We start from the raw sequence: 25,982 nt of genomic DNA on the forward strand, positions 1-25,982 counted from the left end.
TTTAACAAAATCTCCAAAAACGCCCATTTTTCGGGGTTTTTCAAATGCAGTTTACAAATTATCAATCACTGCATTTTGTAAATCCTTTAAAATCAAGTAACAGTTTACCCGATTGAAGAGAAATCCTAGTTTTTAAGCCCTGAAAGGGCGAAATAATAAATTCGTATATCTTCTCTTCATACTACTAAATAGTTACAAAATCAATTAGTAATATCGAGACACTAGTGAAAAAATCTATAAAAAAACGGCAATTGCCCTAACGCCGTCACCTTCCCTTGTTCGTCCCATTCCACATGAATTCTTCCCCCATACGTGTCGGCGAACAACGAGGTCTTTTCGTTCTCGCAGAGGATTAATCCTCTCTCACCCGCTGGGTGAATCGCTTCCATTCGTCTTCTCCCCTCTATCTACCTTCTTTCTTTCATCTTGCATCCTATTATTTTATTTTCAACTGCTGTTTTTAGGATAAATAATCCCAATATTAAAGCGCGTTGCGCAAAGGAATATCCGATGTTGAAATCGGAAATTGAAGGAGAGCTGCCGCCTTTTGAAGAAACTTATGCAAAGGTGAAAGATTTTTATGAGAATTTACCCTGGCCGTCTGTTATTGAGCGGCGATGATTAACATTCTATCCGTTTGAATTCTATCCCTTTTCCCCCTCCTGCTTTTTCCCCATCCAGGATTGATAGAACGCTTCGAAGGTTCCTTGGGAAATTTCATCGCGGCAACGCTGCATAAATTCCTGATAGAAGGCGATATTGTGCATGGTGGCCAGGCGGGAAGCCAGGATTTCGCCCGCTTGGAACAAATGGCGCAAGTAAGCTCTGGAATAATTCCGGCAGCAATAGCATCGGCAATTTTCGTCCGGCGGGCGTTCGTCTTCGCGGTATTGCGCCTGTTTGACGGAGACGCGGCCTTTCCAGGTGAGCAGGTGGCTGTTGCGGGCCAGGCGGGTGGGGATGACGCAGTCGAACATGTCCACCCCGCGCCGGATGCCGTCGAGAAAATCTTCCGGCGCGCCTACTCCCATGAGGTAGCGCAATTTGTTTTCCGGCAGCATTCGATCCAACGCTGCGCATGTGTTCCAGGTCTTCTCTTTTTCTTCTCCGATCATCAATCCCCCCACGGCGTAGCCGGGGAAATCCAGCGCAATGAGATCGCGGGCGCTTTTTTCGCGCAAGTCTTGATAAACTCCGCCCTGGACGATGGCGAAAAGCGCCTGATCGCTTCGCTTGTGCGCTTTGAGACAGCGTTCCGCCCAACGGGTGGTCAACTCGATGGATTGGGAAGCATATTCGTAGCTGATAGGGTAGGGAGTGCATTCGTCGAAGCACATGATGATGTCGGCGCCGAGATCGTTCTCCAGTTCCATGACGCTTTCGGGAGTAAAACGATGCTCCGTTCCGTCGATGTGGGAGCGAAAAGTGGCGCCGTCGGGATCGATCTTGCGCAATGGGGCCAGACTGTAGATTTGGAAGCCGCCGCTATCCGTAAGGATGGGGCCGTTCCAATTCATGAAGGAATGCAATCCTCCTAACTTCTTGACCAGCGAAGCGCCGGGACGCAGATAGAGGTGATAGGCGTTGCAGAGAATTATCTCCGAACCGGTCTCATGGATTTCTTCGGGAGTAAGAGCTTTGACCGTGGCGTTAGTGCCTACGGGCATAAAGGCTGGCGTATGGAAAACGCCGTGAGGCGTGACCGCTTTACCGGCGCGGGCGCGTCCCTCGAGGCTGTCGATTTCGAATTGGATTGACATAAAGATTCGTTTCGTTCGATATACGCTGGATTTGGGAACATATCCGGTTGAAGCAAACGGTTCGCCAATAATAGATTTTTATTATACTTAAAGAATAGGTTTTGTCAGGAAGGGAGGAGATTGGTGGTTTTTAAAATATCCTATTGAGTAAATACAATTCCTCGCCATAGGGATAAGGAATTGAATTGATTCTGACGCGGCTTATGCGCGCAATATGACGCAATTAGGGTATCCGGGCATAGGAGAATGATTCCTACGATTTTCGATGAAGAGATTCTGGGCATTGAACAATATGGAGAATTACCCCGAATTATCAATAACATACGATTTTTCAAAGAATTGCAATATGAATAGCGAATAAATTTATTATCGGTATTCTTGTTGACGCGATAACATATTCTTATTATACTCGCCAACAAGTCAAACATTATAATATTATTAAATTCGAATCCATCCGAAACGCTTATGAGAATCGTCGATCGGCTTAGTCAGCGCAAACTCTATCTTCAATTGCTTGAGATCGTTCAGGAAGCGATCGACCGGGGAGAACTGGCTGTCGGGATGCAGTTGCCTACCGAAAATCAGATATGCAGCCAACAAGGCGTCAGCAAAGTGGTTGTCCGTACGGCTATGCAGGAATTAGTCAAAAAAGGTTATGTAAAAAAAATCCCCGGCCGGGGAACGTTTGTTCAAAAGCCCACCGATGCGAAAGGGATATGGCTTTCCAGCTTGTTGACGGAAAATCTATTGGATTTCGGTCTGCCCTGGGAAACGGAAGTGGTACAAAAGATGCTTACCGTCTCCCCGTCGGATATGAACGACCTATTCGCGATGGAGACTGGACATCAGGTGTTTAAGGTAACGCGGCTGCGGTTTGTGGACGAAGCGCCCGCGGCGTTGGAGACGGCTTACGTCTCCCACGATCTTTGTCCGGGACTGTTGCTGGAAGATATGCGATCAACCTCCCTGTTGGAGATCATTACTCAAAAATACGGCCTGCGCATCTTACGGTGCGCCGATTCGGTAGAGGCGACCACATTGGAGACTCGGGAAGCAGAATTATTGAAGAAGAAAAAGGGAGAGACGGCGATGCTGGCGGACCGGATTCTCTACACGGCCAACAACCGCGTCGCCGCCTTTATCCGCGTATTGTCCGTTTCCCAAAAACACCGGATCACTTTCGAGAGTTTTCACGCGCCTGGGCGATAAAAAAACGGGGGCATTGCGGTCTTGTTTGTGTTTATGGGAATTGTCAAGGGCAGAAACAACCCTGCCCTTGCCACCCCGCCATTCATCACTCATCATTTAAGACAACCCCAATTCTTTTTTCATGTTCAATTTTTTAGCGGAGGATTTGATATCGTCGTCGAAGCGTTTGTATTCGTGCGCGGCGGATATCTTAACCGCTTTCAAAAGGCAATCCTTCGCTTTGGCGATTTGCTTCTCGATCCGGTAGGCTTCCGCCAAATCCAAAAACGCAAGGACGGAATCTTCGTTCATCTCCGCCGCTTTTTCCAAGAAGGGAACAGCCTGGGAAGCGTCGTTTAATTCTTCGAGATAAGTTTTTCCTAAGGCGTGATACGTTGCGCCCAGACGCAACTTCTCTTCCGGCGAAAGTACTTTTTTCTGGGAAATGGCGATGACTTTCTTCAAGCACTCCAGTCCTTTTTGGCAGTCGTTTTTCTTGCGGATATAGAGCGTTCCGAGGTGGTGAAGGGCGAAGATGTTTTCGGGATTGTCTTTAATGACGCCTTTGAGAATGGATTCCGCCTTTTTTATGCTGCCGCCGAGGATTCCGGGGATGTCCCGCAAAATAATGGCGTAACCGAGGCGGGCGCGTTCGTTTTTGGGGTCCGCGTCGATCGCTTTCTGATAGAGTTCGCGCACTTTGCGGGCTTCGGGAAGCAGCGTCAAATTGGAGGCGCCTTTCATGGCTTGATCGGCGAGCAGGAAAGCGATGGTCTGAGCGAGCCAGCTTAAATATTCCGCGTTTTTCGGCTCCAACTTGACGCATTGCTGGAAAAGCGGCTCCGCATCTATATAATTCTGGGCGAGATAAAATTCTTTTCCCTTTTTAAAGATCTCAACCACAGAGAAATCGTTAATGGGGGTGGTTATCTTCGCGGCGTCGGCATAAGATGGATGGGATGGAAATACTGCAAAAAGAATCGAAACGAGAATCGCATAAAGACAAAGGGAAGTAACTGGCTTCATATAACCGATCAAACTCCTTTACAGCCTTTGAGATTCGCAAAATCTTAGTATACCATGCGCGAGAAACAAATCAAATAGGCGATTCGAAAAAAACGAACAAGAATCGAAATAATGTCATAAAATCTTGACTTTTTCGTATTATGATAAGCGTGCAGGCGATTCGGCGATGTGAATAGTGAAGATTCATAGGCCGTCGCGGCGAAGGATTTGGCGGCGGCGGGGGCGAAGGCGTCGGATGGGATGAATCCTCCATGAAAATATGCGATATCGTTCAATTCTATAGTCCTTTAGGCGGCGGCGTCCGGCGTTACCTGGAAGACAAAATGCGGTTTTTCGCTCAGAGGCCGGAGTGCAACCATATCGTTATCGCGCCGGGCGCCGCGCATTCGCGATCCCTTCGAGAACGGACGGCGTTTTACGAAGTGAAATCCATGCGCCTGGCGGGTTCGATTAGTTACCGGATGCTGTTAAACCGGCGGAGGATTCTCTCCATCATCGATCAGGAAAAACCGGATTTGATCGAAGTCGGCGATCCTTATCGTTCCGCTTGGATTGCATTGGAAGCCGCCGAACGGAACAAGATTCCGATCGTGGCGTTTTATCATTCCGACTTCCCCCGCGCTCTGGGGCGGACCATCCGGCGGTTTTGCGGCGGCTTTATCGAAAAAATCCTGTCGCGGGGCGTTCATCGCTATATCGTCGATTTATACAACCGCATGAATGCCACCATCGTCGCCAGTTCGCGCATGGAGCGCGTTCTGAAAGAATGCGGCGTCGAAAGAGTGGTCCGCATTCCCTTAGGTACGGATATTTCGTTTTTCCGGCCCAGCGGCGAAGGGCTTTCGGTGAGGCGGGAGTTAGGATTGAAAGAAGAGGATTATTTGCTCCTATTCGTCGGACGCATGGCGCGGGAGAAGCGAATCCGTTCTCTCGTGGGGATGATGGATGAACTTGCCCGCGATCCCGGCGGACCCGGCCGCTGCCATCTGCTGCTCGCAGGAGATGGAGAATCGCGCCGCTACGTGGAAAGAATCGCGCGCGAACGGAAAGACGCGACGTGGTTTCGCTATACGGAATCCATCGACCGGCTGCGGGAGTTATACAATGCAGCGGATTTATTCGTCCATGCGGGAACGAGCGAGACCTTCGGCATTACATCTCTGGAGGCGCAGGCGTGCGGAACGCGGGTTTTGGCGGTGCGCAACGGCGGACTGGACGATTCTTTAGTGGGGGAATTTCCCCTCATTATGGCGGATTCGCCTTCCCCTATCGATCTGGCCGATGGGGTAAGGCGCATTCGAAGCCTTGCCGATCCCGGCTCGTCTGCGGCCAGGAGCGAACGGATCGCCGCGCATTTTTCCATTCGCAGGACATTCGAACGCATAACCAATCTATACCAGCATATACTGGACGGAAAATCCGTAGAAAGTTTTTCGGCGTCAACGTCGGATATGGACGCAAAGGATGAAGAGTATTATTCGGCCATACTCACCGGCTGACAGGGAGACGGTTCGCCATATATGCTGCGAAACCGGATTTTCCGGGGATCCCATTGATCCGTTGTTCTGCGACCGCGACGTTTTCGCCGATTTTTTTACGCGCTACTATACCGACTGGGAGCCGGAAAATTCATTCGTCTCCGAGACGGATGGCCAGGTTACGGGATATCTCCTCGGTTGCCTGCGTTGTCGATACAATCAATTCGTCAATATAGGACTCTTCGCTGGCGTTATCGCTCCAAAAGCGGCGGCGCGGCTTTTCATGGGACGTTACGACGCGCAAAGCCGGGCTTTTCTTAAATGGTGCGTTCTCAAGGGTTGGAAGGAGACGCCCCAGGCGCCGCCGATGGCCGGACATTTTCATTTCAATCTTCTGCCGGAATACCGGAATACGGGCGCGGGAAAAAGGATGTATCTCGAGTTCGAAAAACTCGCTTCCCAGCAGGGAGTGAAACGAATTTACGGCCAAATCCAAACCTTTGACGACCGGCGTTCGGAGCGCGTTTTTCAACGGTTTGGATTTACGCTTCTAGATCGGCGGGAAATCAGCCGATTCCGTTCCTTTCACGATCGCGCCGTATACGTTTCCACATTTGTGAAGGAATTGCAATGACGCTGCCATCCGATGAGCGAAGCTTGATCGTATCCTTCCATGATCTGGCGCCTCATTCCCGGGAACTTTGCCAGACCTTTTTGGATCGGCTTCGTCCGATGGGAGTGAAGGAGGTCTCTCTTTTGGTTACTCCCGATTGGTATGGAAAAGAGAACCTCGCCGAACATCCATCCTTTATTACTTGGTTAAAGGCGCTGCAAGCGCAAGGGCATGAAATCGTCCTGCATGGACTTACTCATACGGTGGACAGAGTGCGGGGGGGATTGATCGCACAATGCGTTGGACGATGCTACACCGCCCGCGAAGGAGAATTTTACCAATTGGATTATGAAAAAGCGAAGCGCCGGATGACGTTGGGAATGGATATATTCCGCCAGGCGGGATTGTCCAGCGCCGGATTCGTAGCGCCCGCCTGGCTGCTGAGCGAAGGCTCGCGCCGGGCGGCGCAAGAGTTGGGATTCGCGTATACTACCTATTGGGGGCGGCTGGAATTGTTGCAGGAAGATAAGATATTCGCTGCTCCGGTCATCGCCTTCAGCAGCCGCAGCGGATGGCGTCGCTTGGCGTCGCGGTTATGGCATTTTTATTGGTTCCGGAAAAACCGGGATGCGGCGATTCTGCGCTTGGCCGTTCATCCATCCGACTTGATTTACCCTGCGATAGAATCCACGATCTACGAAACGGTTCGCCGCGCTTTGACGGCGCGGCGGCCTATCACATACGGCGGCTTGATAAATCGATGACGGCGCCCCGCCAATGGACGAAGAGAACGCTGATCCGCTATGCCTTTCAGGGCGCTTTCCTGGGAGTAATGGCGACAGCGGCGGTTTTTTTCTTCACCCAAAAACCGGATACCTTGATTCAATTGCGCCGTTTCCGCTGGGACGTAGGAATTGGCTTGTTCGCCGTGGTGGGCGCCGCCTGGCTCTGCAACGGCGGCCGCGTTTATATCTTAAGCCATTCGCTCGGCTATCCACTCACATTCAAGCAAAGCATGTCCGTCTCCCTTTCTACCGAATTCGGCATCGCCGCCACGCCGGGCGGCGTCGGGGGAGCACTGATCCGCTTGACGTTGCTGAAACGCGCGGGCGTCCCCATCGCCCATGGAACGTCGATGCTGACAACGGATATCGCGACGGATATCCTGTTTTTTACGATCTTATTTCCCTTCGCCGCCGCCGCTTTGATGAACAATCCTAAAATTGCGTCTTTTTTTCGCGAAAATATTTTGGAAGATTGGATGCCGGTTGTTCTTTTCGCCGCCGCTATTATTTTCCTATTGGTTCTTGTCAAAAAATTGAGATTGGTTTATCGCCTTTTCTATTGGTTGTCGCATCGGCCGCAACTGCAACGATATCGCTTGCTGGTCCGCGGGCGTTGGCTGCGTTGGAAATGGATAACGTGGCGGCGGCAGTTTCAGGAAGGAATCGGCCATCTCCTCGCTCTGCGGAAAGGGGCGGTTTTTCTGGCGTTTCTTTTGTGTTCCGCGCAGTGGACATGCCGCTATAGCATTCTGCCTATCGCTTTGTATTCGCTCTCCATCCCCTGCGATCCTTTGCCGTTGTTTCTCTTGCAAGGCGTTCTATTCATGTTTGCCTTACTTGTCGTACTGCCGGGAGGCGGCGGAGGCGTAGAATTGTCGATGGCGTTTATTTTGGGGCGGATTTATCCGGTTTCGATTGTGGGAGTAGTGGTTCTTCTATGGCGGTTATTCACCTACCATCTTTATATGCTGGGCGGCGGAATCATGTTCTTCTGGACGTTCGCTCACTTGAACGCTCTCTTTCCCGCATCGTCGCCTCCGGCGGAAACAGCGGAATTTTCTTTGAATGATGAATGATGTTTTTTTATGGTGGGGTTCGCTTCGCTCGACCCACCCTGCGGATCCCTTGTAAAATATCGAAATAGTGGATGAAAACACGGGCGGATTCGACCGATGGCCAAGCGAGAGAAAAACGACCGGGAAACGAGAGGGAAAGCGGCGATTGGGCGTCTGTTGGCCTTCTCCGTTCTGGCAGCGATCGATATCGCTATCCTGCTTGTCTTGGATGCGCGGTTTCAGGACGAAAAACGCGCCCTGATTCCCGAACAATCTCAATATAAAGAACTGTTGAATATCCTGTCGCCGATCGAACGCCAACTGGCGTTCCTTCTCCATAATTGCGATCGGAACATTAACCAATATCTCGAAAAGGCGGCGGAATATCTCAAAGGAAACGCTTCTACGCTTCTGGAAGGCGACCATCCCTGGCGCAAAATCGTATTATGGGATCAAAATCGAAAATCGATTTTTCAGGAAGAGCGTCCAGAGAAGGATACTCAGTTCAACCGTTGGCTCAATTGCTTCATTTCACGATCCTATCGCGCCTCCGCCGATTGGCCGGAACTGCATCTGACCGCCGAGTACGCCACGCCGGACGATTGGATCGGCGTCGAAAGGCTGGTTCGCCGTTATTGGATTTACGCGCTGCTGATTCTGGCGGCGTCCTGGAACGTTTATCGCTGGCTGGCGCGGCGCTTCATCCCTTATCCGCGCCGTCTGGCGGGGAGAGACGGGCGGAAATCATACGGCGCCAAGTCGCGGACAATTTCTCTTCCTTATCTTTCCTTCATCGCCCTGCTTACGATCGATATCTCTTTTCTCGCCATGCTGGATTCGCTATTTTACGGGAATAAGCGCGCTTTGATTTTGGATCAACCCGCTTTTCAGGATTTGCTCAAAGATCTGAATCCCATCTATTCCGAACTCGATTTATTACGAACGAAATACCCCAAACCCAATCCCCGTTATGTGGAGGAAGCGAAGAAATCTCTCGAAAAAAACGCTTCGGCGCTTTTGGACAAAGATCGTCCCTGGTACGAAATCCGATTGTTCGACGAAGATCAGAAATCGGTATTGATCCTTCAACGGCTGGATAAAATCAAGCAGTTCAATACATGGCGCAATTGCCTTTTTTCCCGATCTTTTCACGCCCCAGTGGGTCAGACGAAATTCAACTTGACCGTTTACTATACCACGCCGAAGGATTGGCCCGTCATCGAGCGGTTGGTCTTCCGCTATTGGATTTATTCTCTGCTTTTCGTTTACGTCTCCTGGATTGTATACCGCTGGCTTTCCCGCCGCGTGATTATGCCTTTGCGGCATGTGGGCGGCGCGATGGAATCCATGATCCAGACGGGTCGCGTTTTCTTGATCTCCAAACCCAGCCGCGACATCGAAATGGTCTTCAACCTGCTGGCGCGCAATCAAAGGCAGGCGCTTCTTGGATTGGAGATCGACCGCATCGTCGATTCGCTGCATTCTCTTTCCGACGATATGCAAGTGTTGGAATTGTTTCTGGCGTCGTTGATCCCCGCCATCCGGCGCGTATATCCCTTCGAGAGGCTGGAAACCTATTATTATCTCGCAGGGGAGAAGCGTTTTCAGCCCCTTAGCCGGGATGGAAGCGAAAACGCCGGCTTTTTCCCCGAAATCGATCGCGAATCCATCGCTTTCGACGGCGGCCAGGGGGTTATTTTGCTGTGCGTCGGCGAACGAACCGTTGGCGCCATCGGCTTTTTCTTGAATTCCGCGCTAAAAATTGGCGCCGAGGAGATGCTGCTCATGGCGCAAGAGGTTCAGAAGCAGGCGGAAAACGGCCTGGCGCGCGCCTTCACCCGCAGCCAGGCGCTCACGGAAGAGCGCAACCGCTTCGGCATCAATTTGGCCACCAATATGGGGCATGACCTCACCAACATCATTGCCTCAGGCAAATGGGACCTGGATACCATCCAACGCGCCCAAAAACTGGGTATCGTCTCCATGGATTCCGATAAGGGTTCATTCTTTTTGGAGGCGGTGGACGGATTGAAAAACAATTTGGATTTCCTGCAAAAAATGGTCGATATCTATCGTTCGTTCGGTTATACCCGTTATCCCCGCTTCGAACAGACGGACGTCTCGGCGCTGACGGAGGAATTGACGAAATTGTTCCGCCTATCCAGTTCGCAGAAATTGCGCATCGAAGCGTCCTGCGCCCCCGGCATTTGCGCCGTCGCCGAACCCCGCCTGCTGCGCATGGCTCTCTTCAATCTGCTGGCCAACGCCGCCCAAGCCATTCAACGGGAGAACCGCCTATCCCCCGGCGAAATCGAGGTGCGTCTGCTCCAAGACGAACGACGATGGATTGTCCTGTCCGTGCTCGACAATGGACCGGGCATCCGCAACGAGGAAGGCGTTCTATTGGAAGAGCGAGAGATTAACCGCATCTTTCAATCCGGTTATTCCACCAAGAAAAACAGCGGCGGCGGATTGGGACTCGCCTGGGTTAAGTCGATTATGGAAGAATTCCATCGCGGCGAAATCCGCGCCTTCAATCGCCCGGAAGGCGGCGCGGGGATTCGGCTCTCTTTTCCGCCGGATGGGAATCCGGTTTCGCAAAACGAACGAGTTTCGTCCAAATAGGGTTTAGGGATATAAATAGGGGATGAAATTTTTTATACTGGAGAAGGCGGTGGGATACGCTTTGTTTTAGCCCACCCTTCTGTTGATGGATGGCTCTAAATGGATTGAATCACGAAAACACGAATAAAAAAGAGATACACGAAAAAAGGCGAAAAAATAGTAAAAGGATTAACACAAAGAGATAACGCCGTATAAAGATTTCTCTTTGAAATCAAAACATCCGTGAAATCCGCGATTCGAACATTTCGTGAAATTCGATCTTTTTCGTGGTTTCGTGATTCAAAAACGATTCATGTAGAAACTGATTCTAACAAGCAAAACAGCAAGAGAAACGATAAACGGGAGGTTGCAATGCGGAACAAACAAACGGCAATGACGATGGGGATTCTTGGAGCAATCGCATGGCTGGGCGCGGCTTCGTTCGCCGACGTAAGGCCTCACCCGCTGTTTTCCGACGGCATGGTGCTGCAACAGGGGAAGTCCGTCCCCGTTTGGGGAACAGCGGACGAAGGCGAGAACGTGGCCGTCCAATTCCAGGATCAAAAAGCTGCCGCCAAAACGGAAAACGGCAAATGGATGGTGCGCCTGGAAAACCTGAAGCCCGGCGGTCCCTATCAGATGATGATAACGGGCAACAATATGGTCATGATCGACAATATCCTCGTGGGTGAGGTTTGGATTTGCAGCGGCCAGTCGAACATGCAATGGCGAGTAGCGGACTGCAACAACGCCCAGGTGGAAATCGACTACGCCAATTTCCCCGAAATCCGGCTGATTACAGTTCCCCGCTTGGTGGCGGGCAAGCCACAGGCGGAATTTTCCGGCAAATGGGAAGAGTGCAATCCGAATACCGTCGCCAATTTTTCCGCCGTCGCTTATTACTTCGGGCGTGAGTTGCACCAAAAACAGAACATTCCGGTAGGATTGATCCATACATCGTGGGGCGGCACTCCGGCGGAATCGTGGACTAGCGAAAGCTGTTTGCAGAAAGAACCCGATTTCAAACCCATTCTGGACCGCTGGAACGAAAGGTTGTCCAATTTTTCCGTCGTTTTGGACCGGCTGGAAGACCAATATACGCAATGGCGCAGCGCCGCCGATGACGCCGAATCGCAGGGCAAGCCGGTTCCCGCCGCGCCTTCGATCCCCGAAGATCCGCGCCGCCATCCTTGGCGACCTTCCGGACTCTACAATTCCATGATCTCGCCATTGATTCCTTACGGCATTCAAGGAGCGATTTGGTATCAGGGCGAATCCAACGCCGACCGCGCCTATCAATACCGCAAACTCTTCGCGGCGATGATTCAAAACTGGCGCGACGATTGGGGACAGGGCGATTTTCCCTTCCTGTTCGTGCAACTGGCCAACTTCATCACCTCGCCGCCGGGACTAGCCTGGGCGGAATTGCGCGAGGCGCAGACGATGGCGATTGAGAATTTGGCCAACGTCGGCATGGCGGTAACCATCGACATCGGCGATCCACGGAACATCCATCCCGGCAACAAACAGGACGTGGGCAAGCGGCTGGAGCTGGCGGCGGAAAAAATCGCCTATGGCCAGGATGTGGTTTATTCCGGCCCCATCTACGAATCCATGAACGTCGAGGGCAACATGATCCGGCTGCGCTTTCAGCATGTGGGCGGCGGCCTGGTCTCTAAAGGCGGCGACGAGCTGAAGGGATTCGCCGTAGCGGGCGAGGATCAAGAATTCCGCCCGGCGCAAGCCATCATCGACCGAGACACTGTCGTAGTCAGCAGCGCCTGGGTGCGCAATCCCATCGCCGTACGCTATGCCTGGAAGGACAACCCGGAATGCAACCTCTACAACGCCGAAGGTCTGCCCGCCTCGCCCTTCCGCACCGACGATTGGCCGGGAGTGACGGCGGACGCGAAGTAAGGGATTTCCCTCACCCTAGCCCTCTCCCGAAGGGCGAGGGAATGCGTTTGACCAACGCTTGTTTGTGATAACATACATGAAAAAACCGGGGGCGTGGATGGGATGCGCCTTCGGTTTTTATTTGGGGTGCGGGCGTCTCGCCCGCACCCCAGCTTGAATCTTTTATTCCGGTTTAGCCGGTGTAAAATCCCAAGAATTATAAAAAGATATTATTTTGCGTATGGAGAATCCGAGCGGGATGGGAAAGAATCGTCCTGCGTATTCTTCCTATGTTTTATGCCGTTGTTCTTTGATTTCGACAATAATCCAAGGGGACAATCTCAATGGCGAATCCGGAACAGGAGTCGATCCTGCGGGAGGGCGCGGAGGCGTGGAACGCTTGGCGGGAGGCGCATCCAGACATCGTTCCCGATCTGCGGGGAGTAGTTTGCATTAACGTCTGCCTCGACGGCGTCAATCTCAGCGACGCCAATCTGCGGGAGGCGGATTTTCACGAATCGAGTTTGATGAACGCCAATTTGTGCGGGGCGGAGTTATGCGACGCGAATATGAGCCGGGCCAACCTGGACGGCGCACGGCTCATCAACGCCGACCTAAGCCGTATTCGCCTTTCGGAAGCCAGCCTGCAACGAGCCAATCTGAAAAAGACGAATATCGTCGAAGCCGATCTGCGGCGCTTGAATTTGGCGGAGGCCAATTTAAAAGAAGCCAATCTCTTCGTTACCAATTTGGCCTATTCGAACTTGAGAAAGGCTACGCTGAACGAGGCGAGCATCTTCGAGACGGATTTAAGCGGCGCGAATTTGTCGGAAGCCTGTCTTTGGGGCGTAGAATGCCTGGGATCCAACTTGACAAAGGCCAATCTTACTAACGCCGATCTATGGCGTTGTCGTTTCATCCGCTGCGATTTGTCCGGCGCCGTCGTGGAAAACGCCGTCGTCCGCGAACTCAAAACCGCCGAGTTGCGCGGCCTGCCCATTCCTCCCGCCCTTTTGCGCTTGGACGAGGAGGGGAAAAAGGTCATCATCGGTAAGATGGTTCATGCCGTTTTCAATCAATTCGACATCGTGGAAATCCATCTCAACCTGCACCTGACCGATCTGGAGATGATTTGTCTGCAAGCGCACATCGCCAAGCTGCATCAATGCCAGATGGCTTCCGGCATTCGCCTTTGCGGACAGCGGCTGGAAGGTTCCCATACTACGCTCTTATTTCAAGCGGATTCCTACGAAAATATTTACGATCATTTATCCCTGCTGCTGTCTCTTTTTCCCCGCAGCCTGGCCATCGACTGGCAGAAAACTCTGGCGGCAATCGCGGAGGAAGAAATCCGGCGCGAGATCCTAGCGTTGGTTCAACGGATTCCAGCAACGCCTGCCAGTACGTTCTGCGACCACATGGCCCAGGTTTTTATGAATTTCCGCAATATTGTCATTACCGCTGTCAAACATGCGGGAAAAGAGCCGAATGTATATCTTGAAATCGTTCAAGATATCGAAAAAGCCTCCCAAATCTCCATCAAGAAAATGCCGCTTTCCGCTTTACCCCATTTTTTAATCGTTCCATTAAATCCTCAAGAAGAAGTTTTTATCGCCGACCGGGATGAATTGGCCCGTTGGCTAAACGCCGATGACGTTACGGACGGTGGGTAGAAATTAGAATGATGAATGATGAATGATGAAAAAGGAGAGGCGATGCTATGAACGGTAAGACTGAGTTGACGGTTTTCTTATTTATTGGGATATTGTTTTTCGCTTACGGAATCGCCGCGGGAGAATCTGCGCCGGATAAATCTCTCGCATCGATGGAAGGCGTATTCAATGTCAAAGACTTCGGCGCTAAGGCGGACGGCCAGACCGACGACGGCCCCGCCATCCAAAAAAGCATCGACGCGGCGGCGGAAAAAGGGGGAAGAGTCTACCTGCCGCCGGGAAGATATCTGGTAAAGGGCAGCATCGCCGTCAAGCCGGGCGTCGCGGTTATGGGGAGCAACGAAGCGCCGCTGGCTATCGAACCGCTGATTGGAACGATTATCATGGCGACGGGCGGACGGAACGACGAATCGGCCCCCGCCCTCTTCGCGTTGGGCCATTCCAGCGCTGTGAAAGGGCTGACAGTATGGTATCCCGAACAGAAACCCAACGACATTCGCCCCTATCCCTGGACGTTTCATCTCACGGGATTCGACAACACGGTGGAAGACGTCACTCTTATCAATAGTTACAACGGCATCCGCGTCGGGCCGGAACCAAACGTGCGCCACCGCATCCGCAGCGTCTACGGCTGCGTTCTGCGCCGGGGATTGTACGTGGACAATTGCACCGATATCGGACGGGTGGAAAACGTGCAATTCCATTGCCATTGGTGGTCGGCGAAATCGATCGGCGGCGATTGGGACCTTGTGTATAAATACATGTACGAAAACTGCGAAGCCTTCGTTTTCGGGCGCACGGATTGGGAATACGTTACGAACAATTTCGTTTTTCCAGCCAAGATCGGCTATCGCTTCGTCAAAACGGCCAATGGCGCCTGCAACGGCCATTTCACCGCCGACGGCGCCGACGCTTGCGAGACTTCCGTCCTGGTCGAAGATATCCAGCCGATGGGGCTGCTCATTACCGGCGGGCAATTCGTCGCTTTTAATGGCAAAAATCCCGTGGAGTTGGTCATAGCGCCTACCTGCGCCGGAAGCGTGCGCCTCGTCAACTGCGCCTTTTGGGGGCCTTCCAACCATAACGCCATTATCGAGGGAAAAGGATTTACGTCTTTTAGCGATTGCTATTTCAGCAATTGGAAAGAAGGATCGGAAAAGCAGCCGCTGGTCGTCGCCAAATCAGGACGCCTGCAAATCAACAACTCCTCCTTCGCCACGGCGCAGCCTAGCGTAGAATTGGGGCCGGACGTGCAACACGCCATCATCCAAGGCAACAACGGCCTCAAAGGCGTAAAAGTCATCAACCACGCCAAACGGGCGATTATAGAAAACAACGAAGAAGCGGCGGAATGATGAATGACGAATAATGAGCCTCCTAACCGATATATTCGGCGATGGCGCAAAGAAAAAGGTCATGGCTCGACGGGAGCCTCGCCCTCCCATCTTGTTCGAAGGTGAATTGCGGGAGGGCGAATCTCCGTTTTTCCCCCTGCGTCCAGCATCGCTGCATGTCATTTCGAGGGAGCGCAGCAACCGAGAAATCTTCAACCCGCGTGTGGAAGGATTTCTCGCTATCGCTCGAAATGACAGAGTCGCAGTTGTGTAGGGTGGGCTCAAAGCGAAGCGTAGCCCACCGTTTTTCTGTCCACTTTTCAATGTTTTTTGCTTCTCCCCAAAGCAACTTCGGCGACGCCGTAGGGATTCTTCAATATCTCCACCTGAATGCCGGGGATTTTTTCTTTCATTAGGGCTTCGTAATCCGGGGGCATGATTAAGATATTCTCACCCGGCGCTAAGGGCGGAACGTAGGTTTTCAAATCCATCATGGTATAGAGCGTCGTCGAGAATTTGGCGTCTTTTCCGTTTTTCTCCACATCCAAAAAGTACATGTATAGTTTGAATGTCCGGGTGGCGAAGCCATGATAAACGAATAAGCGTTCCGGGCCGAGGTCTTTTGGGGAGAGTCGGCGATAGATCAAATCCTGCACCTGCCCCATGCTGCCGATCCAGGTTTCCTGGCAGGGGAATTTTTTGAAATAGCGTTCGTAATTGAACTCCATCGCGATGATTCCCAACGCCGCGACGAAGATTAATGTCCAGCGCTGGGGAGATCGTTCGTCTTTTTTCCGATCCCGCACGGCGCAAAGAGAAGCCAGGGGCAAAGCGGCGATGAGACAAATAATCGGTCCCGCCATGCCGATGCGGAAGGTGTTGGGCGCTTCGAGGCGGGCGCTGAGGACGCCGCCCAGCATTCCCAAAGCGAAAGTAATGAGCATCGCTCGTTCCGCGAAGCCGTAAAATCGCCGCAAGAGAAGCAGCATTCCAATCCCCGCCAGGCCGCCGGTTAGGGGATCGAGCAGCGGCGCGTAGGGTAGATTATGGCGTGGAATGAAATCTCCCTGGCGGTGGAAGGCTTTGGCGTAGAGCCAGAGATTTTCCTTCAGCGGCTTCAACGATCCCGCTTGCACCAGGTCTTTGGTTATGCCCACTCCTTGGGCGCGGGTGAGGAAGATGCCGGGATGTTCGTAGTAATAAATCCAGAGTGGAGCGAAGACGATGGCGCAAATAAACGCCGAGATCAGCGCTTGCTTGAAATATTGCTTGCGTTCCGGTTCGAGTAGAACAATAGCATAGATGGCGGCGAGAGTCGCCGCCGTGAGCAGGATTGGAACGTAGGTAAAGAATCCATAGCCGAGAAACAAACCGGCCAGCGCCGCGCTGCGAGGACATTTCCAGCGAATCGCCCGCAGCGTATAGGCCAGCGCGAAGATCGCCAGAAAAACGTAGAGTTGTTGCATCCAGCCCCAGCGGCTGAAGATGACCATCCATGAATTCATGGCGATGCACATCGCGCCGAGACGGCCCGCCCACGGCCCAAACGACCATCGCCCCAGGCAATAGACGGCCAACACGATTCCCAGGCCGGGAAGGATGGAGAGCGATTTCACATAATAAAATGATACGCCGAAAACCTTGATCGTTACGGCGATGAACAGCAAATAAAGATTCGGCACTTCGAATTCATTGGCTCGAACCAGCGGCATGGTCTGGAAGGGGGCCAAAGTTCCGTTTTCCATCGCCGTCAGGGCGTCCCAAACGGCATAAGTTTCATCCAGCCATAAACCTCTTGGAATTTCATCCAATTTGTAGAGGCGAAAAAAAACGGCGACAAGAAAGATCAGCGCCAACCAGGCCATATCAGCAGGACGAAACTGGGAACGCGCCCGTTTGCGGAAAGCGTAAACGCACGCCAATGGGCCAAAGAACCATAAGATCACTGGGAACCAATCGTTGATCCACGTATAACTCCAAATCACCGCAAACCAGCTGGCGAGCAATCCAATTAGAAGCAAGAGGGGGAAGCGAATAGCGCTTGGCGGCGTTTCTTCTACCATCTCCTCGCCGCTCTCCTCTTCCTCCTCAGCAGGCATCGCGGGGAACCACCAATCCGGCTTCAACCTGGAAAGAATCGCCAAGACGGCGCCGAGAGACATTACGGCGACGCCGCTCCAAATATAGGCTATGGACCATAAAGCCGCCGCCAGAATTCCCAACAGTACGCCTGCGGCCAGTAAAAGTTGGCCAAAACGATCGAGAAATTGCTCCGCCCATTGCGCCAATCGTCTTTTTGCCGTCCTCAGCGATTCGCCTAGGACATAATACAAAAGGAAAAGCGCCGTAACGAGAATCGAACTGATCCACCAGATGAGCCAGCTTTTCCATTTGGCGTCGCTGGCGCTCATGGCTTGATCTTCGGGAGAGGGAGGAAAAAACGACTCCACGCCGACGACGACGAGACGGCGCGCTTCGTCCACGGCGATGCAGTTGGGGCGGTTCAGTCTTTCCGCGAAAATTGAAGCGCCGGTTTGCTGCTGCATCTGCATGATTCGGCGTTGATCGGAGTCGGCGGCGAAGATTTTGCGGTCGGGAAGCAGCGCCAAACGGCGCGGATGGTTGAAGCCGTCCTGGGCGTAGAGAATTTGGTGGTTGCGGTTGATTTCGATGACGCGATGGTGATCGAAATCCGAAACGAGAATCGTGTTCCAAGGGGTGGGGATAGAGTCGTATGGATTGAGCAGAGAGACCTGGCTTTGCCATACCGTTGCGCCATCGGGCTGGATTTCGCGCAGACGGTTGCTGCGGCCTTCGGTCAGGAGAATATTGCCATTGTCGAGAAGATCGGCGTCGAGGCAGCCTTGGGGAATGGGAATCGAACCGATCATGCTCCCCTTGTCGTCCAGCCATTTCAGGGCATTGTCGTAATACCAGACGGTCAAGTAGGCCGGTTGCAAACCCATGACGGTTTTCCCGGCCACGATCTGCAGAGCGCTCAGGTAGGGGGGGCCGCCGATATATTCTTCGATCTCTCCCGTCTCCGGATTGAAGCGGGCCAATCCTGCGCCGTCGAGCGCCAGGATGGCTTTTCCGTTCGGAAGCCATGCTATCGCCCTCGGCGTTCCGCGCAGGGCGGGCGATTTGCGCAGCAAGGTTCCATCCAGGCCGAAGACGAGCATCTCGTTCTGCGTGGAAAAGAGCGGCTTCGTCATTTTGGGAAGGAAGCAGCCTTGAAGAATAAATGAATACAATAAAATAACAATGGCGGCAAAGAAAGAACGATGGAATTTCATATTATACGCCTGTATGATTCGCCTGTCGGATATTTTTTTTATTAGACGCGACTCGGCTTAGTCCGTCAATGCTTGGCGCGGAATGAATCCTGCGATTTCGTATAGCCAACGGCGGGAATCATACGTCAATCGCCGTTTCGTTTGGAGGTGGGAAAATGATTTTGGAGGAAGGAAAAACGGCTCCAGCCTTTACGCTGCCCTCCAGCGGCGGAGGATCGGTTTCGCTCAAGGATTATAAGGGTAAAAAACAGGTGGTTCTTTATTTCTATCCCAAAGACAATACTTCGGGATGTACGAAGGAAGCCTGCTTTTTTCGCGATAATATCTCACAGTTCGAATCTGCGGACGCCGTAGTTCTCGGCGTCAGCTGCGACAGGCTGGCGTCGCATGATAAATTCATCGCCAAATTCGGCCTGCCTTTCCTTCTTCTCAGCGACGAGAAGGAGGAAGTCTGCAAACTCTATGACGTCATCCGAGAAAAAAATATGTATGGAAAAAAGGTAATGGGCGTCGAACGAAGCACATTTGTTATAGGGAAAGAAGGCAAGATTAAGAAAATCTTCCGTAAAGTAAAAGTAGACGGGCATATCGAACAGGTTCTTGAAGCGTTGACAGGGTGAATGCAGGTTGGGCGTAATACCAGTCTGCGTTAGGTTACTTGCTTATCAATTCCCTCGCCCTTTGGGAGAGGGTTAGGGTGATGGAAATATAAGTCTAATAATATCAACCATTACCTTGCCTCTCCCCATCTTGGGAGAGGAATTTTTAAAACTACAATCTCAATGCAGGTTGGTATAAGTTGCGAAGTAATCATATCCAAGGCGCCGCGTAGACTCGACCGGCGCGAAGACAGTTAATCTCGTCTTCATGCAATAGCGGATGAGGCTCGGTATTTTTCATCGTACAAATAACATCGAACGCGGCGTCCGTCCGGCAGGGAGAGGGCGCCGCAATCGCCTTGGCCGCATGGCGCGAATCGATGTTCGCAGCGGGGATGGAAACGGCAGCCTTCCGGAAAATGGGCGGGACTGGGTACGCTGCCGGGAATAGCGTTCAGCCGTTGCTGGGCGCCGTCCGTCATGCGGGGCATTGATCGCAGCAGTCCCCGCGTGTAGGGATGCAGCGGATCGGTGAAAATTTGTTCTACGGGCGCCTCTTCCACGATGCGCCCGGCGTACATAACGGCTACTCGATCCGCCGTCTCGGCGATGACGCCCAGATCGTGCGTGATTAAGAGAACCGATGCGCCGGTTCGTTGCTTTAAGTCCTCCATTAACGCCAGAATTTGCGCCTGCACGGTAACGTCCAGCGCCGTAGTCGGCTCGTCGGCGATGAGCAGATCGGGGTCGCAGGCCAGGGCCATGGCGATCATGATGCGCTGCCTCATGCCGCCGGACAATTGATGGGGAAACTCGCGGGCGCGCTGGCGGGCGGCGGGGATGCGCGCTTTTTCCATCATCTCCACCGCCGCCTCGAACGCCTCGCGCCGGCTCATGCGCCGGTGAATGCGAAACGTTTCCGCAATTTGTTCGCCCACGGAAAAGACGGGATTGAGCGCCGTCATCGGCTCCTGAAAGATCATAGAGATTTGCTCGCCCCGGATTTTGCGCAACTCGCGCTCCGGCAACTTCAGCAAATCGCGTCCCTTGAACAGGATTTGTCCCGCAACAATCCGCCCCGGCGGCGATGGAATCAGGCGCAGAATCGAAAGCGAGGTCATGCTCTTGCCGCAACCCGATTCGCCCACCAAACCCAGCGTCTCTCCCCGCCGCACTTGTAAGCAAACGCTGTCCACCGCTTTCCCTACCCCTTCCGGCGAGAAGAGATAAGTATGAAGATTTTGTATATCCAACAAGAATGATTGGCTGTTCGCGTCCATACTCCCATCATAAAGCGGAGCAACCGGTTTTCCAGGGTTTGGGAAAGAATAGGATGCGCTGCATTTTTTGATTTATCGGCTTAATTACAACGGAATTTTACAAATCTTTTCTTTATTAATATATAAAGTTTTTACTTGATAAAATCACCCCGCCGCCGATAATAAAACCATCTTTATACGATTGCCAATCTTGTCTATGATGGACGTTATGATGGATAAAGGAATAACCGCCGCTCCTATCCGTACAATCACGGTTTTCGATGCTTCGGCGGCGTCTGCGCCGACATCCAATCTTGATCGTCTGGAAACGCTTTGCCGTCAAAGCAATATGTATGCTTGGGCGAATCGGGAAATAACCGTCGCCGCGCCGCCCGCCTTGATGTACATCACCATAACTAACGCATGCAACCATAAATGTAAAGTCTGCGCCTGGAAGGATACGATGCGGCGCGGACGCAACGAAAACGGGGAAAAGCAGATGGGGCTGATGTCCTACGAAATGTTCCAGCGCTGCGTCGATATGATCCCCGATGGCGTCGCCCGCGTCTATCTGCAAAAAACCGGCGAGTCCACCCTCAATCCCGATCTGCCCCGGATGATGAAATATATCAAAACGCAAAGGCCGGAGATCGAGGTCGCCATGCACACCAATGGAACGCGGCTGGACGATCCCGAAATCGTGGAGTCTATTCTCAACTACCTCGATTTCTTCTCCATCTCCTTCTTCGGCATCGACCGGGAGACTTACAATACCGCGCACGGCAAGAAGGATTACGACTTGGTTCTCAATAATGCCAGCCGCTTTTATGAAACCTATCAAAAATCTTTCCGCAAGCCGCGCGTCTTTTTCGATTACGTCGGCCAACAGACGAACCAGGCCTTTTCGGACGAGGAAGTGTTCCAATTTTTCCGCGAGCGCTTTCCCGCTTTTTCCGCGGGGATTCATTATACCTACAATTTCCAGGGATTCGGCGAAGAAGGCCATTTGAATATTTTCGACAAATTGCCCCGCGAACAATTCCCCGTCTGCGTGCTGCCGTGGATGTCCTTCACGATTCTATGGGACGGAAAAGTCGATTACTGCTTCGTCGAACCGAAGGAATTGTATTACCTCGGCGACGTTAATCATTCCACCATTACGGAAATTTGGAACAGCCCGCCTTATCGGGAATTTCGCCGGATGTTCATCGAAAAACGCTTCGACGAGATGAAAGCCAAGGAAATCCACTGCGGGACCTGCTCCTGGCTCTTCAGCCAAAAACTCAACTCGGCGGGAACGCTGACCATGAGCGCCAATAAGTTTGCGCCCGAATGGGACGGCGAATCGCCCCATAAAACCCTGATCGACGTATGCGCAACGGGAGAGGAGCATTTGCTTAGCGGCTACCTGCATTACCTGCGCGGCGAACCAGGCGAGGCTTTCAAGGATTTCTATATGGCTTCCCAAATTTCTCCCAACGAGAGAATCAAGATGAAGGGCGAAGAGTGGATTGAACAAGTCAAAAACGTCTTCGCGCAGAAAAAGAATATCGAGAGTTGGGAGAATTGCTTGCAACAAGAGGGCGAATCGCTGCATCGCCTCCACGTAACCCGCTATTCCCACGCCGAAACCGACAAGGAACTGGAAAAGAAGAAACGCGCGGCGGTGTGATGGCGATATTCAAAAAAAGCGGCCATTTTCTTATCTTAATAAGCTTCGCTTATAGCCGACACTCTTTATTTCGCTTTTGCATCTCCCGCTTGGCGGCGGACATGCTTTTCCACTCTTTCTCTCATCTGGCGATCATATCGCAAAACGACTGCCCACGGCTCCACATCTGGAGAAGGATCTTTTAAAAACTCGGTCAAAATATCGCGCATCAGTCCGGTAAAATCATCTTCCACAACCATGGCTGCGCTAACTCCCTTCTTCTCGTCAATTCGTCGCAACGTCGCAATAGCCTCTAGGCGCAAATCGAGACCTAATTCCTTATTATAAATAATGTGCTCCAAAGCGGGGATAGCTTTTTCGCTGCATTGAATCGCCAAATACATGACGGGAAAATCTCTTATTGTTGTTTTTCTATTAAATAATCCATCGCCAGTAATAAGTGAAGAACCCAAGGATGAAAAATCAAAGCGATCCGCTAATATATAAATTGGAGTTACGCATTGTATATCGGCAGCAGCGTAACAGATGGACGCAACATTCAATAATTTTTTAAAATTTAAGTTATACCAATTGGTTTGATATTTAATTAGTTTATGATTTTCAAGTTGAGGCTCCAGTAAATCCGAAATCAGTTTATTTTTCCCCGATTCATCCAGCGCGCCACCCAAACGTTTATTGATTTCTTCTTTATAATAAGCGGTTTGTTCCTCGATATATTTCTCACGGATAAAAGGTTTTACTTCCTTAGCTTGCGATAACATCTCTTGATAAGCCTTTTCATCCGCAAAGGATATTTTCAAAAAAATTGACGCAGCAAGAAAAAGGAATAGGTTAATGAAATATAATTTTTTCATCGTAATTCTCCTGATTATATGTTATTTATGTGTATTTATATTGCCAATTAGCAATATTCAATTCTTGTTCATTCCATGCAGCGTTGGCTTGAATATATGAGCTGACATGTTCAATCCAACTTGATGGATTCATTCGCGCTTCAATTTGTAGTTTATAACCATATGTCTTTAGAAGTTCGCCTGTACTATTTCGGTAAATATTAATACAAAAATTCACCCTTCTTTTAACCCTTGTTATATATTTATCGATACCATTAACGTTGATTGGTAAACAAAAAGCAATCGCTTTTATCCTTGGTGGATCAAGATTTATGGATTCACCATTTTCAATACCATAAAAAAAGGGCGCATCATCGTCATTTTCCCATACAAATGGTTCATAATTTGTATAACCAGGATCATAGAAGACCGTCCCATCATCAAACCAGGATTTAATTGATCTTGATACGACTTCTCGATGTATAGAAAGATCAGAAGAAGGGATAACATTGTTCAAATCTTTTGTATGAATCTGTACCCAAATGCATGGGCTATTTAGATAAAAACTATAAGGATAGCATTCGCTATCTTCCATATAACCCACTCCCAATACGGCGGGAACGGGAGGCGATGTATTATTGTTGATATCGGTGAAAAGATCTCGAACGAAAGGGATGTGAGGATCGTCCGTCGTATTGGATAGAATATTGGAGGCGGCAGGAATCGATGTGGCGCTTTTAATTTCGATAGAAATATTATATAATTGCTACGCTATTACCGTTAAAACAAAAAATAAAAGAGTTAATGAAATGAAATTTGAATTAATTATAGGGATCGATTTTTTCATTGATGACCTCTTTTAAATAGAATAGGATTATTTATTAAATTGGCTTATTATGATAAATTGCAATCAAAATTGCCGCCTTTGAAAGCATATAATAAATGCGATTTTCGAGAAGTCAATATCATTTATTAAACTTTTTGATATTTTTTCAATATTCGCTTTTCTTTATCTTCTTATTTCTATCTCTTGATTTTTAATTTATGAATCGTAGAAAGGAGCGCGTCGTGTATTCATCGATATTTCTTTAAAAGTATAATAGAGGAGTTATAGGGGGATGGCAAGGAAAAGGTTATTTTTCCGCCCTTTTTTATATCACTCCTCAACTCGCCGCAACACTTTCGCGGGAACGCCCGCCGCGATGCTTTTCGGCGGGATGTTTTTATTGACCACCGATCCCGCGCCGACGATCGATTTTTCTCCGATGTGGATTCCCGGCAGCAGCGTAACATGCGCGCCGATCCAGACGTCGTCTTCGATGATGACGGGTTCCGAGCGGATTAGTTTACTTTGAACGCTGGCGTATTCTTTGAGCAGCGAGTTGTTCGGCTCCGAGACGCAGATCACCGTAACGTTGGGCGCGATGGCGACGCGCTCACCGATCTTGAGCAGCGGTTCGTAATTGTCCGAAACGATGAAATTCTGATTGATGACCGTCCCCTCGCCGATTTCCACGTTCGTCATTTCGTAAAAAATCTTGCGCGTCCGGTTGTCGGGATGATGGATGCCCAGCCAGCGCAGCAATTTTCTCGGCAGCGGCTGGCATAGCTCGACGATTTGCTCGCGGCTGTATTCTTCGTAATCGAACATTATGGACGAGATCAGTTCATGGCGTTTCATGGTTAATACCAACCTGCCTTGAGATTGTTGTTTTAAAAATTCCTCTCCCAAGATTGGGAGAGGTTAGGTGAGGGTTGATAGTATTAAGCTAATACTCCCTCACCCTAGCCCTCTCCCAAAGGGCGAGGGAATTTTTAAATCGCATTATTATTGGAACTTGGCATAAGCATCCTGAAGGGCATTACGTAAAAATAGGGAAATTCGCGCAGCAGCGTTTCTTTGGATAGGCGTCTCAACGATTCGTCGTAAATCCGGACGTAATAATAATATGGAATATCCTCCGTCCCCCAGCGTTTTTTGAAATGATAGACTCCATCCTGCGTCAACCAGGTTCCGCCCCAATTCCAATGATGCAGCCCGCGCCGCATGGCTTCCAGCATGGCTTCGAAAATCAATAAACTCATCGGCTGCAGGACGCGATGTTCCGCCGAGCTGGCGGGCGTATAGTACTCCGCTGTGCGGTTGTAAAAAAAAACGAGCAGCGACGCGATGGTCTCTCCATCCTTCTCTGCGATGTAAATTCGATAGTCCTGATCGTAAGCGAACGCCTCGCGGATCGCGGCGAACGCCTCCCACGGCTTAGCCAATCCGCCGATGGCTTCCATGTTGGTTTTATGCAGCCGATATAGATTTTCCATCGCCGCCAGCTCGCCGCTATGCCGGATGGAAAGGCCGCTTTTCATGGCTTTGCGGATGCAGTTGCGCGTTTTTTGGTGAACTTGCTCCATAACCGCCTGCTCCCGTTCTTCTTCTCCGGCGATATTTCTGGGCAGCGGCGTAATCTGGCCGATGCGCTCGTCGATGGCGTCGCAAAAATATTCCTCGCGATAAAGGCCGCGCAAGGGATCGAGGGGATTGGAGATCAGCGTAGACGCCGCTGTTTTTTCCTGCAGCGCCAACTCGTCGAAGGCGCGCAGCAGTTCGAGAACGGTGGCTTTCGCATCGGGATAGCGCGGCGAAACTAGAACGCCGCCGTTGCTGCCGTAAAAGGGAAGCGAATTCAATACAATTCCTGACGGCGATGGAGGCGACAGAAAAGCAGGCAGGGCGCCGATCATCCGCCCCGCTTCCCAAGCCGTCAGATAGGCGGCGCGGCTTTGGGGCAGCAGCGTTTGCAGGAAGCGGCGATAAGGCAGGGATGCGTAGAATAAGACGCTATCCAAGGATCGCGCCAATTCCTCGTACTCGGATTCCCCATCCGGCGTTAAGAGATCGATTCGAATCGTCATG

The 25,982-nt window shown here is 51.2% G+C and carries 20 protein-coding genes; 11 read left to right on the plus strand and 9 right to left on the minus strand.

The genetic code is table 11. The features are described from left to right. Positions 1–221: 221 nt before the first annotated feature. Both AB1656_08590 and tgt read right to left on the minus strand, forming a co-directional pair. Positions 222–389, minus strand: a complete 168-nt coding sequence (locus AB1656_08590) for a hypothetical protein (GenBank protein MEW6235427.1) — start codon at positions 387–389, stop codon at positions 222–224. 255 nt (positions 390–644) lie between these two features. Then, the gene (gene tgt / locus AB1656_08595) at positions 645–1,760 is read right to left on the minus strand and encodes a tRNA guanosine(34) transglycosylase Tgt (GenBank protein MEW6235428.1); all 1,116 of its coding nucleotides are present in this window, start codon (positions 1,758–1,760) and stop codon (positions 645–647) included. A gap of 465 nt (positions 1,761–2,225) precedes the next feature. Here tgt and AB1656_08600 point away from each other — a divergent pair, with 465 nt between their 5' ends. Next, positions 2,226–2,969: a GntR family transcriptional regulator gene (locus AB1656_08600; GenBank protein MEW6235429.1), complete on the plus strand. Its 744-nt coding sequence runs from the start codon at positions 2,226–2,228 to the stop codon at positions 2,967–2,969. 96 nt (positions 2,970–3,065) lie between these two features. On the opposite strand, the gene AB1656_08605 is transcribed toward AB1656_08600, so the two are convergent. Continuing rightward, the gene (locus AB1656_08605; GenBank protein MEW6235430.1) at positions 3,066–3,974 is read right to left on the minus strand and encodes a tetratricopeptide repeat protein; all 909 of its coding nucleotides are present in this window, start codon (positions 3,972–3,974) and stop codon (positions 3,066–3,068) included. A 251-nt stretch (positions 3,975–4,225) separates the two neighbouring features. Between AB1656_08605 and AB1656_08610 the strand changes: the two genes are divergently transcribed. The 8 genes from AB1656_08610 to AB1656_08645 all read left to right on the plus strand — a co-directional run bounded on the left by AB1656_08610 (position 4,226) and on the right by AB1656_08645 (position 15,433). Beyond that, positions 4,226–5,473 carry a glycosyltransferase gene (locus AB1656_08610; GenBank protein MEW6235431.1) on the plus strand — a complete coding sequence of 416 codons (1,248 nt, stop codon included), beginning with the start codon at positions 4,226–4,228 and terminating at the stop codon, positions 5,471–5,473. Next, positions 5,439–6,086 carry a GNAT family N-acetyltransferase gene (locus AB1656_08615; protein MEW6235432.1) on the plus strand — a complete coding sequence of 216 codons (648 nt, stop codon included), beginning with the start codon at positions 5,439–5,441 and terminating at the stop codon, positions 6,084–6,086. Before AB1656_08610 ends, AB1656_08615 begins: the two co-directional genes overlap by 35 nt. Next, on the plus strand, positions 6,083–6,829 hold the full coding sequence (locus AB1656_08620; GenBank protein ID MEW6235433.1) for a polysaccharide deacetylase family protein: 747 nt from the start codon (positions 6,083–6,085) through the stop codon (positions 6,827–6,829). The genes AB1656_08615 and AB1656_08620 overlap by 4 nt, the downstream gene beginning before the upstream one ends. A 68-nt stretch (positions 6,830–6,897) precedes the next feature. Further along, positions 6,898–7,926, plus strand: a complete 1,029-nt coding sequence (locus AB1656_08625; GenBank protein ID MEW6235434.1) for a lysylphosphatidylglycerol synthase transmembrane domain-containing protein — start codon at positions 6,898–6,900, stop codon at positions 7,924–7,926. Between the two features lie 96 nt (positions 7,927–8,022). Next, positions 8,023–10,530 carry a HAMP domain-containing sensor histidine kinase gene (locus tag AB1656_08630; GenBank protein MEW6235435.1) on the plus strand — a complete coding sequence of 836 codons (2,508 nt, stop codon included), beginning with the start codon at positions 8,023–8,025 and terminating at the stop codon, positions 10,528–10,530. A gap of 351 nt (positions 10,531–10,881) precedes the next feature. Further along, on the plus strand, positions 10,882–12,426 hold the full coding sequence (locus AB1656_08635; protein MEW6235436.1) for a sialate O-acetylesterase: 1,545 nt from the start codon (positions 10,882–10,884) through the stop codon (positions 12,424–12,426). A gap of 323 nt (positions 12,427–12,749) precedes the next feature. Then, positions 12,750–14,078, plus strand: a complete 1,329-nt coding sequence (locus AB1656_08640) for a pentapeptide repeat-containing protein (GenBank protein MEW6235437.1) — start codon at positions 12,750–12,752, stop codon at positions 14,076–14,078. A gap of 47 nt (positions 14,079–14,125) precedes the next feature. After that, positions 14,126–15,433 (plus strand): glycosyl hydrolase family 28-related protein, encoded by a 1,308-nt coding sequence (locus AB1656_08645; protein ID MEW6235438.1) that lies wholly within the window; start codon positions 14,126–14,128, stop codon positions 15,431–15,433. 299 nt (positions 15,434–15,732) lie between these two features. On the opposite strand, the gene AB1656_08650 is transcribed toward AB1656_08645, so the two are convergent. Then, entirely contained in the window at positions 15,733–18,708 is a 2,976-nt protein-coding gene (locus AB1656_08650) for a glycosyltransferase family 39 protein (protein MEW6235439.1), read from the minus strand. A 155-nt stretch (positions 18,709–18,863) separates the two neighbouring features. Between AB1656_08650 and AB1656_08655 the strand changes: the two genes are divergently transcribed. Further along, complete coding sequence (locus tag AB1656_08655) at positions 18,864–19,328, plus strand: peroxiredoxin (GenBank protein ID MEW6235440.1); 465 nt, start codon at positions 18,864–18,866, stop codon at positions 19,326–19,328. 245 nt (positions 19,329–19,573) lie between these two features. Here AB1656_08655 and AB1656_08660 read toward each other — a convergent pair whose 3' ends face one another. Beyond that, complete coding sequence (locus tag AB1656_08660; GenBank protein MEW6235441.1) at positions 19,574–20,587, minus strand: ABC transporter ATP-binding protein; 1,014 nt, start codon at positions 20,585–20,587, stop codon at positions 19,574–19,576. A 208-nt stretch (positions 20,588–20,795) separates the two neighbouring features. Between AB1656_08660 and AB1656_08665 the strand changes: the two genes are divergently transcribed. Beyond that, a complete protein-coding gene (locus AB1656_08665; protein MEW6235442.1) occupies positions 20,796–22,238 on the plus strand; it encodes a radical SAM protein in 1,443 nt (480 codons plus the stop codon). A gap of 65 nt (positions 22,239–22,303) precedes the next feature. On the opposite strand, the gene AB1656_08670 is transcribed toward AB1656_08665, so the two are convergent. From AB1656_08670 to AB1656_08685, 4 genes are all read right to left on the minus strand, one after another. Then, entirely contained in the window at positions 22,304–23,092 is a 789-nt protein-coding gene (locus AB1656_08670; GenBank protein MEW6235443.1) for a hypothetical protein, read from the minus strand. 25 nt (positions 23,093–23,117) lie between these two features. Continuing rightward, complete coding sequence (locus tag AB1656_08675) at positions 23,118–23,666, minus strand: hypothetical protein (GenBank protein MEW6235444.1); 549 nt, start codon at positions 23,664–23,666, stop codon at positions 23,118–23,120. Between the two features lie 561 nt (positions 23,667–24,227). Beyond that, a complete protein-coding gene (locus AB1656_08680) occupies positions 24,228–24,752 on the minus strand; it encodes a DapH/DapD/GlmU-related protein (GenBank protein MEW6235445.1) in 525 nt (174 codons plus the stop codon). Positions 24,753–24,886: 134 nt separating this feature from the next. Further along, complete coding sequence (locus AB1656_08685) at positions 24,887–25,981, minus strand: GNAT family N-acetyltransferase (protein ID MEW6235446.1); 1,095 nt, start codon at positions 25,979–25,981, stop codon at positions 24,887–24,889. Between the last annotated feature and the right edge of the window lies 1 nt (position 25,982).

The sequence above is a fragment of the Candidatus Omnitrophota bacterium genome (assembly GCA_040755155.1).
Taxonomy (GTDB): domain Bacteria; phylum Hinthialibacterota; class Hinthialibacteria; order Hinthialibacterales; family Hinthialibacteraceae; genus JBFMBP01.

What these genes read in the sequence shown, in the direction of transcription:
- AB1656_08680 (MEW6235445.1), bottom strand. Translation starts at nt 24,752, where the DNA reads ATGAAACGCCATGAACTGATCTCGTCCATAATGTTCGATTACGAAGAA.
- AB1656_08610 (MEW6235431.1), top strand. Translation starts at nt 4,226, where the DNA reads ATGAAAATATGCGATATCGTTCAATTCTATAGTCCTTTAGGCGGCGGC.
- AB1656_08655 (MEW6235440.1), top strand. Translation starts at nt 18,864, where the DNA reads ATGATTTTGGAGGAAGGAAAAACGGCTCCAGCCTTTACGCTGCCCTCC.
- AB1656_08660 (MEW6235441.1), bottom strand. Translation starts at nt 20,587, where the DNA reads ATGGACGCGAACAGCCAATCATTCTTGTTGGATATACAAAATCTTCAT.
- AB1656_08600 (MEW6235429.1), top strand. Translation starts at nt 2,226, where the DNA reads ATGAGAATCGTCGATCGGCTTAGTCAGCGCAAACTCTATCTTCAATTG.
- AB1656_08615 (MEW6235432.1), top strand. Translation starts at nt 5,439, where the DNA reads ATGAAGAGTATTATTCGGCCATACTCACCGGCTGACAGGGAGACGGTT.
- AB1656_08650 (MEW6235439.1), bottom strand. Translation starts at nt 18,708, where the DNA reads ATGAAATTCCATCGTTCTTTCTTTGCCGCCATTGTTATTTTATTGTAT.
- tgt (MEW6235428.1), bottom strand. Translation starts at nt 1,760, where the DNA reads ATGTCAATCCAATTCGAAATCGACAGCCTCGAGGGACGCGCCCGCGCC.
- AB1656_08645 (MEW6235438.1), top strand. Translation starts at nt 14,126, where the DNA reads ATGAACGGTAAGACTGAGTTGACGGTTTTCTTATTTATTGGGATATTG.
- AB1656_08640 (MEW6235437.1), top strand. Translation starts at nt 12,750, where the DNA reads ATGGCGAATCCGGAACAGGAGTCGATCCTGCGGGAGGGCGCGGAGGCG.
- AB1656_08670 (MEW6235443.1), bottom strand. Translation starts at nt 23,092, where the DNA reads ATGAAAAAATTATATTTCATTAACCTATTCCTTTTTCTTGCTGCGTCA.
- AB1656_08590 (MEW6235427.1), bottom strand. Translation starts at nt 389, where the DNA reads ATGGAAGCGATTCACCCAGCGGGTGAGAGAGGATTAATCCTCTGCGAG.
- AB1656_08635 (MEW6235436.1), top strand. Translation starts at nt 10,882, where the DNA reads ATGCGGAACAAACAAACGGCAATGACGATGGGGATTCTTGGAGCAATC.
- AB1656_08665 (MEW6235442.1), top strand. Translation starts at nt 20,796, where the DNA reads ATGATGGATAAAGGAATAACCGCCGCTCCTATCCGTACAATCACGGTT.
- AB1656_08620 (MEW6235433.1), top strand. Translation starts at nt 6,083, where the DNA reads ATGACGCTGCCATCCGATGAGCGAAGCTTGATCGTATCCTTCCATGAT.
- AB1656_08605 (MEW6235430.1), bottom strand. Translation starts at nt 3,974, where the DNA reads ATGAAGCCAGTTACTTCCCTTTGTCTTTATGCGATTCTCGTTTCGATT.
- AB1656_08675 (MEW6235444.1), bottom strand. Translation starts at nt 23,666, where the DNA reads ATGGAAGATAGCGAATGCTATCCTTATAGTTTTTATCTAAATAGCCCA.
- AB1656_08685 (MEW6235446.1), bottom strand. Translation starts at nt 25,981, where the DNA reads ATGACGATTCGAATCGATCTCTTAACGCCGGATGGGGAATCCGAGTAC.
- AB1656_08625 (MEW6235434.1), top strand. Translation starts at nt 6,898, where the DNA reads ATGGCGACAGCGGCGGTTTTTTTCTTCACCCAAAAACCGGATACCTTG.
- AB1656_08630 (MEW6235435.1), top strand. Translation starts at nt 8,023, where the DNA reads ATGGCCAAGCGAGAGAAAAACGACCGGGAAACGAGAGGGAAAGCGGCG.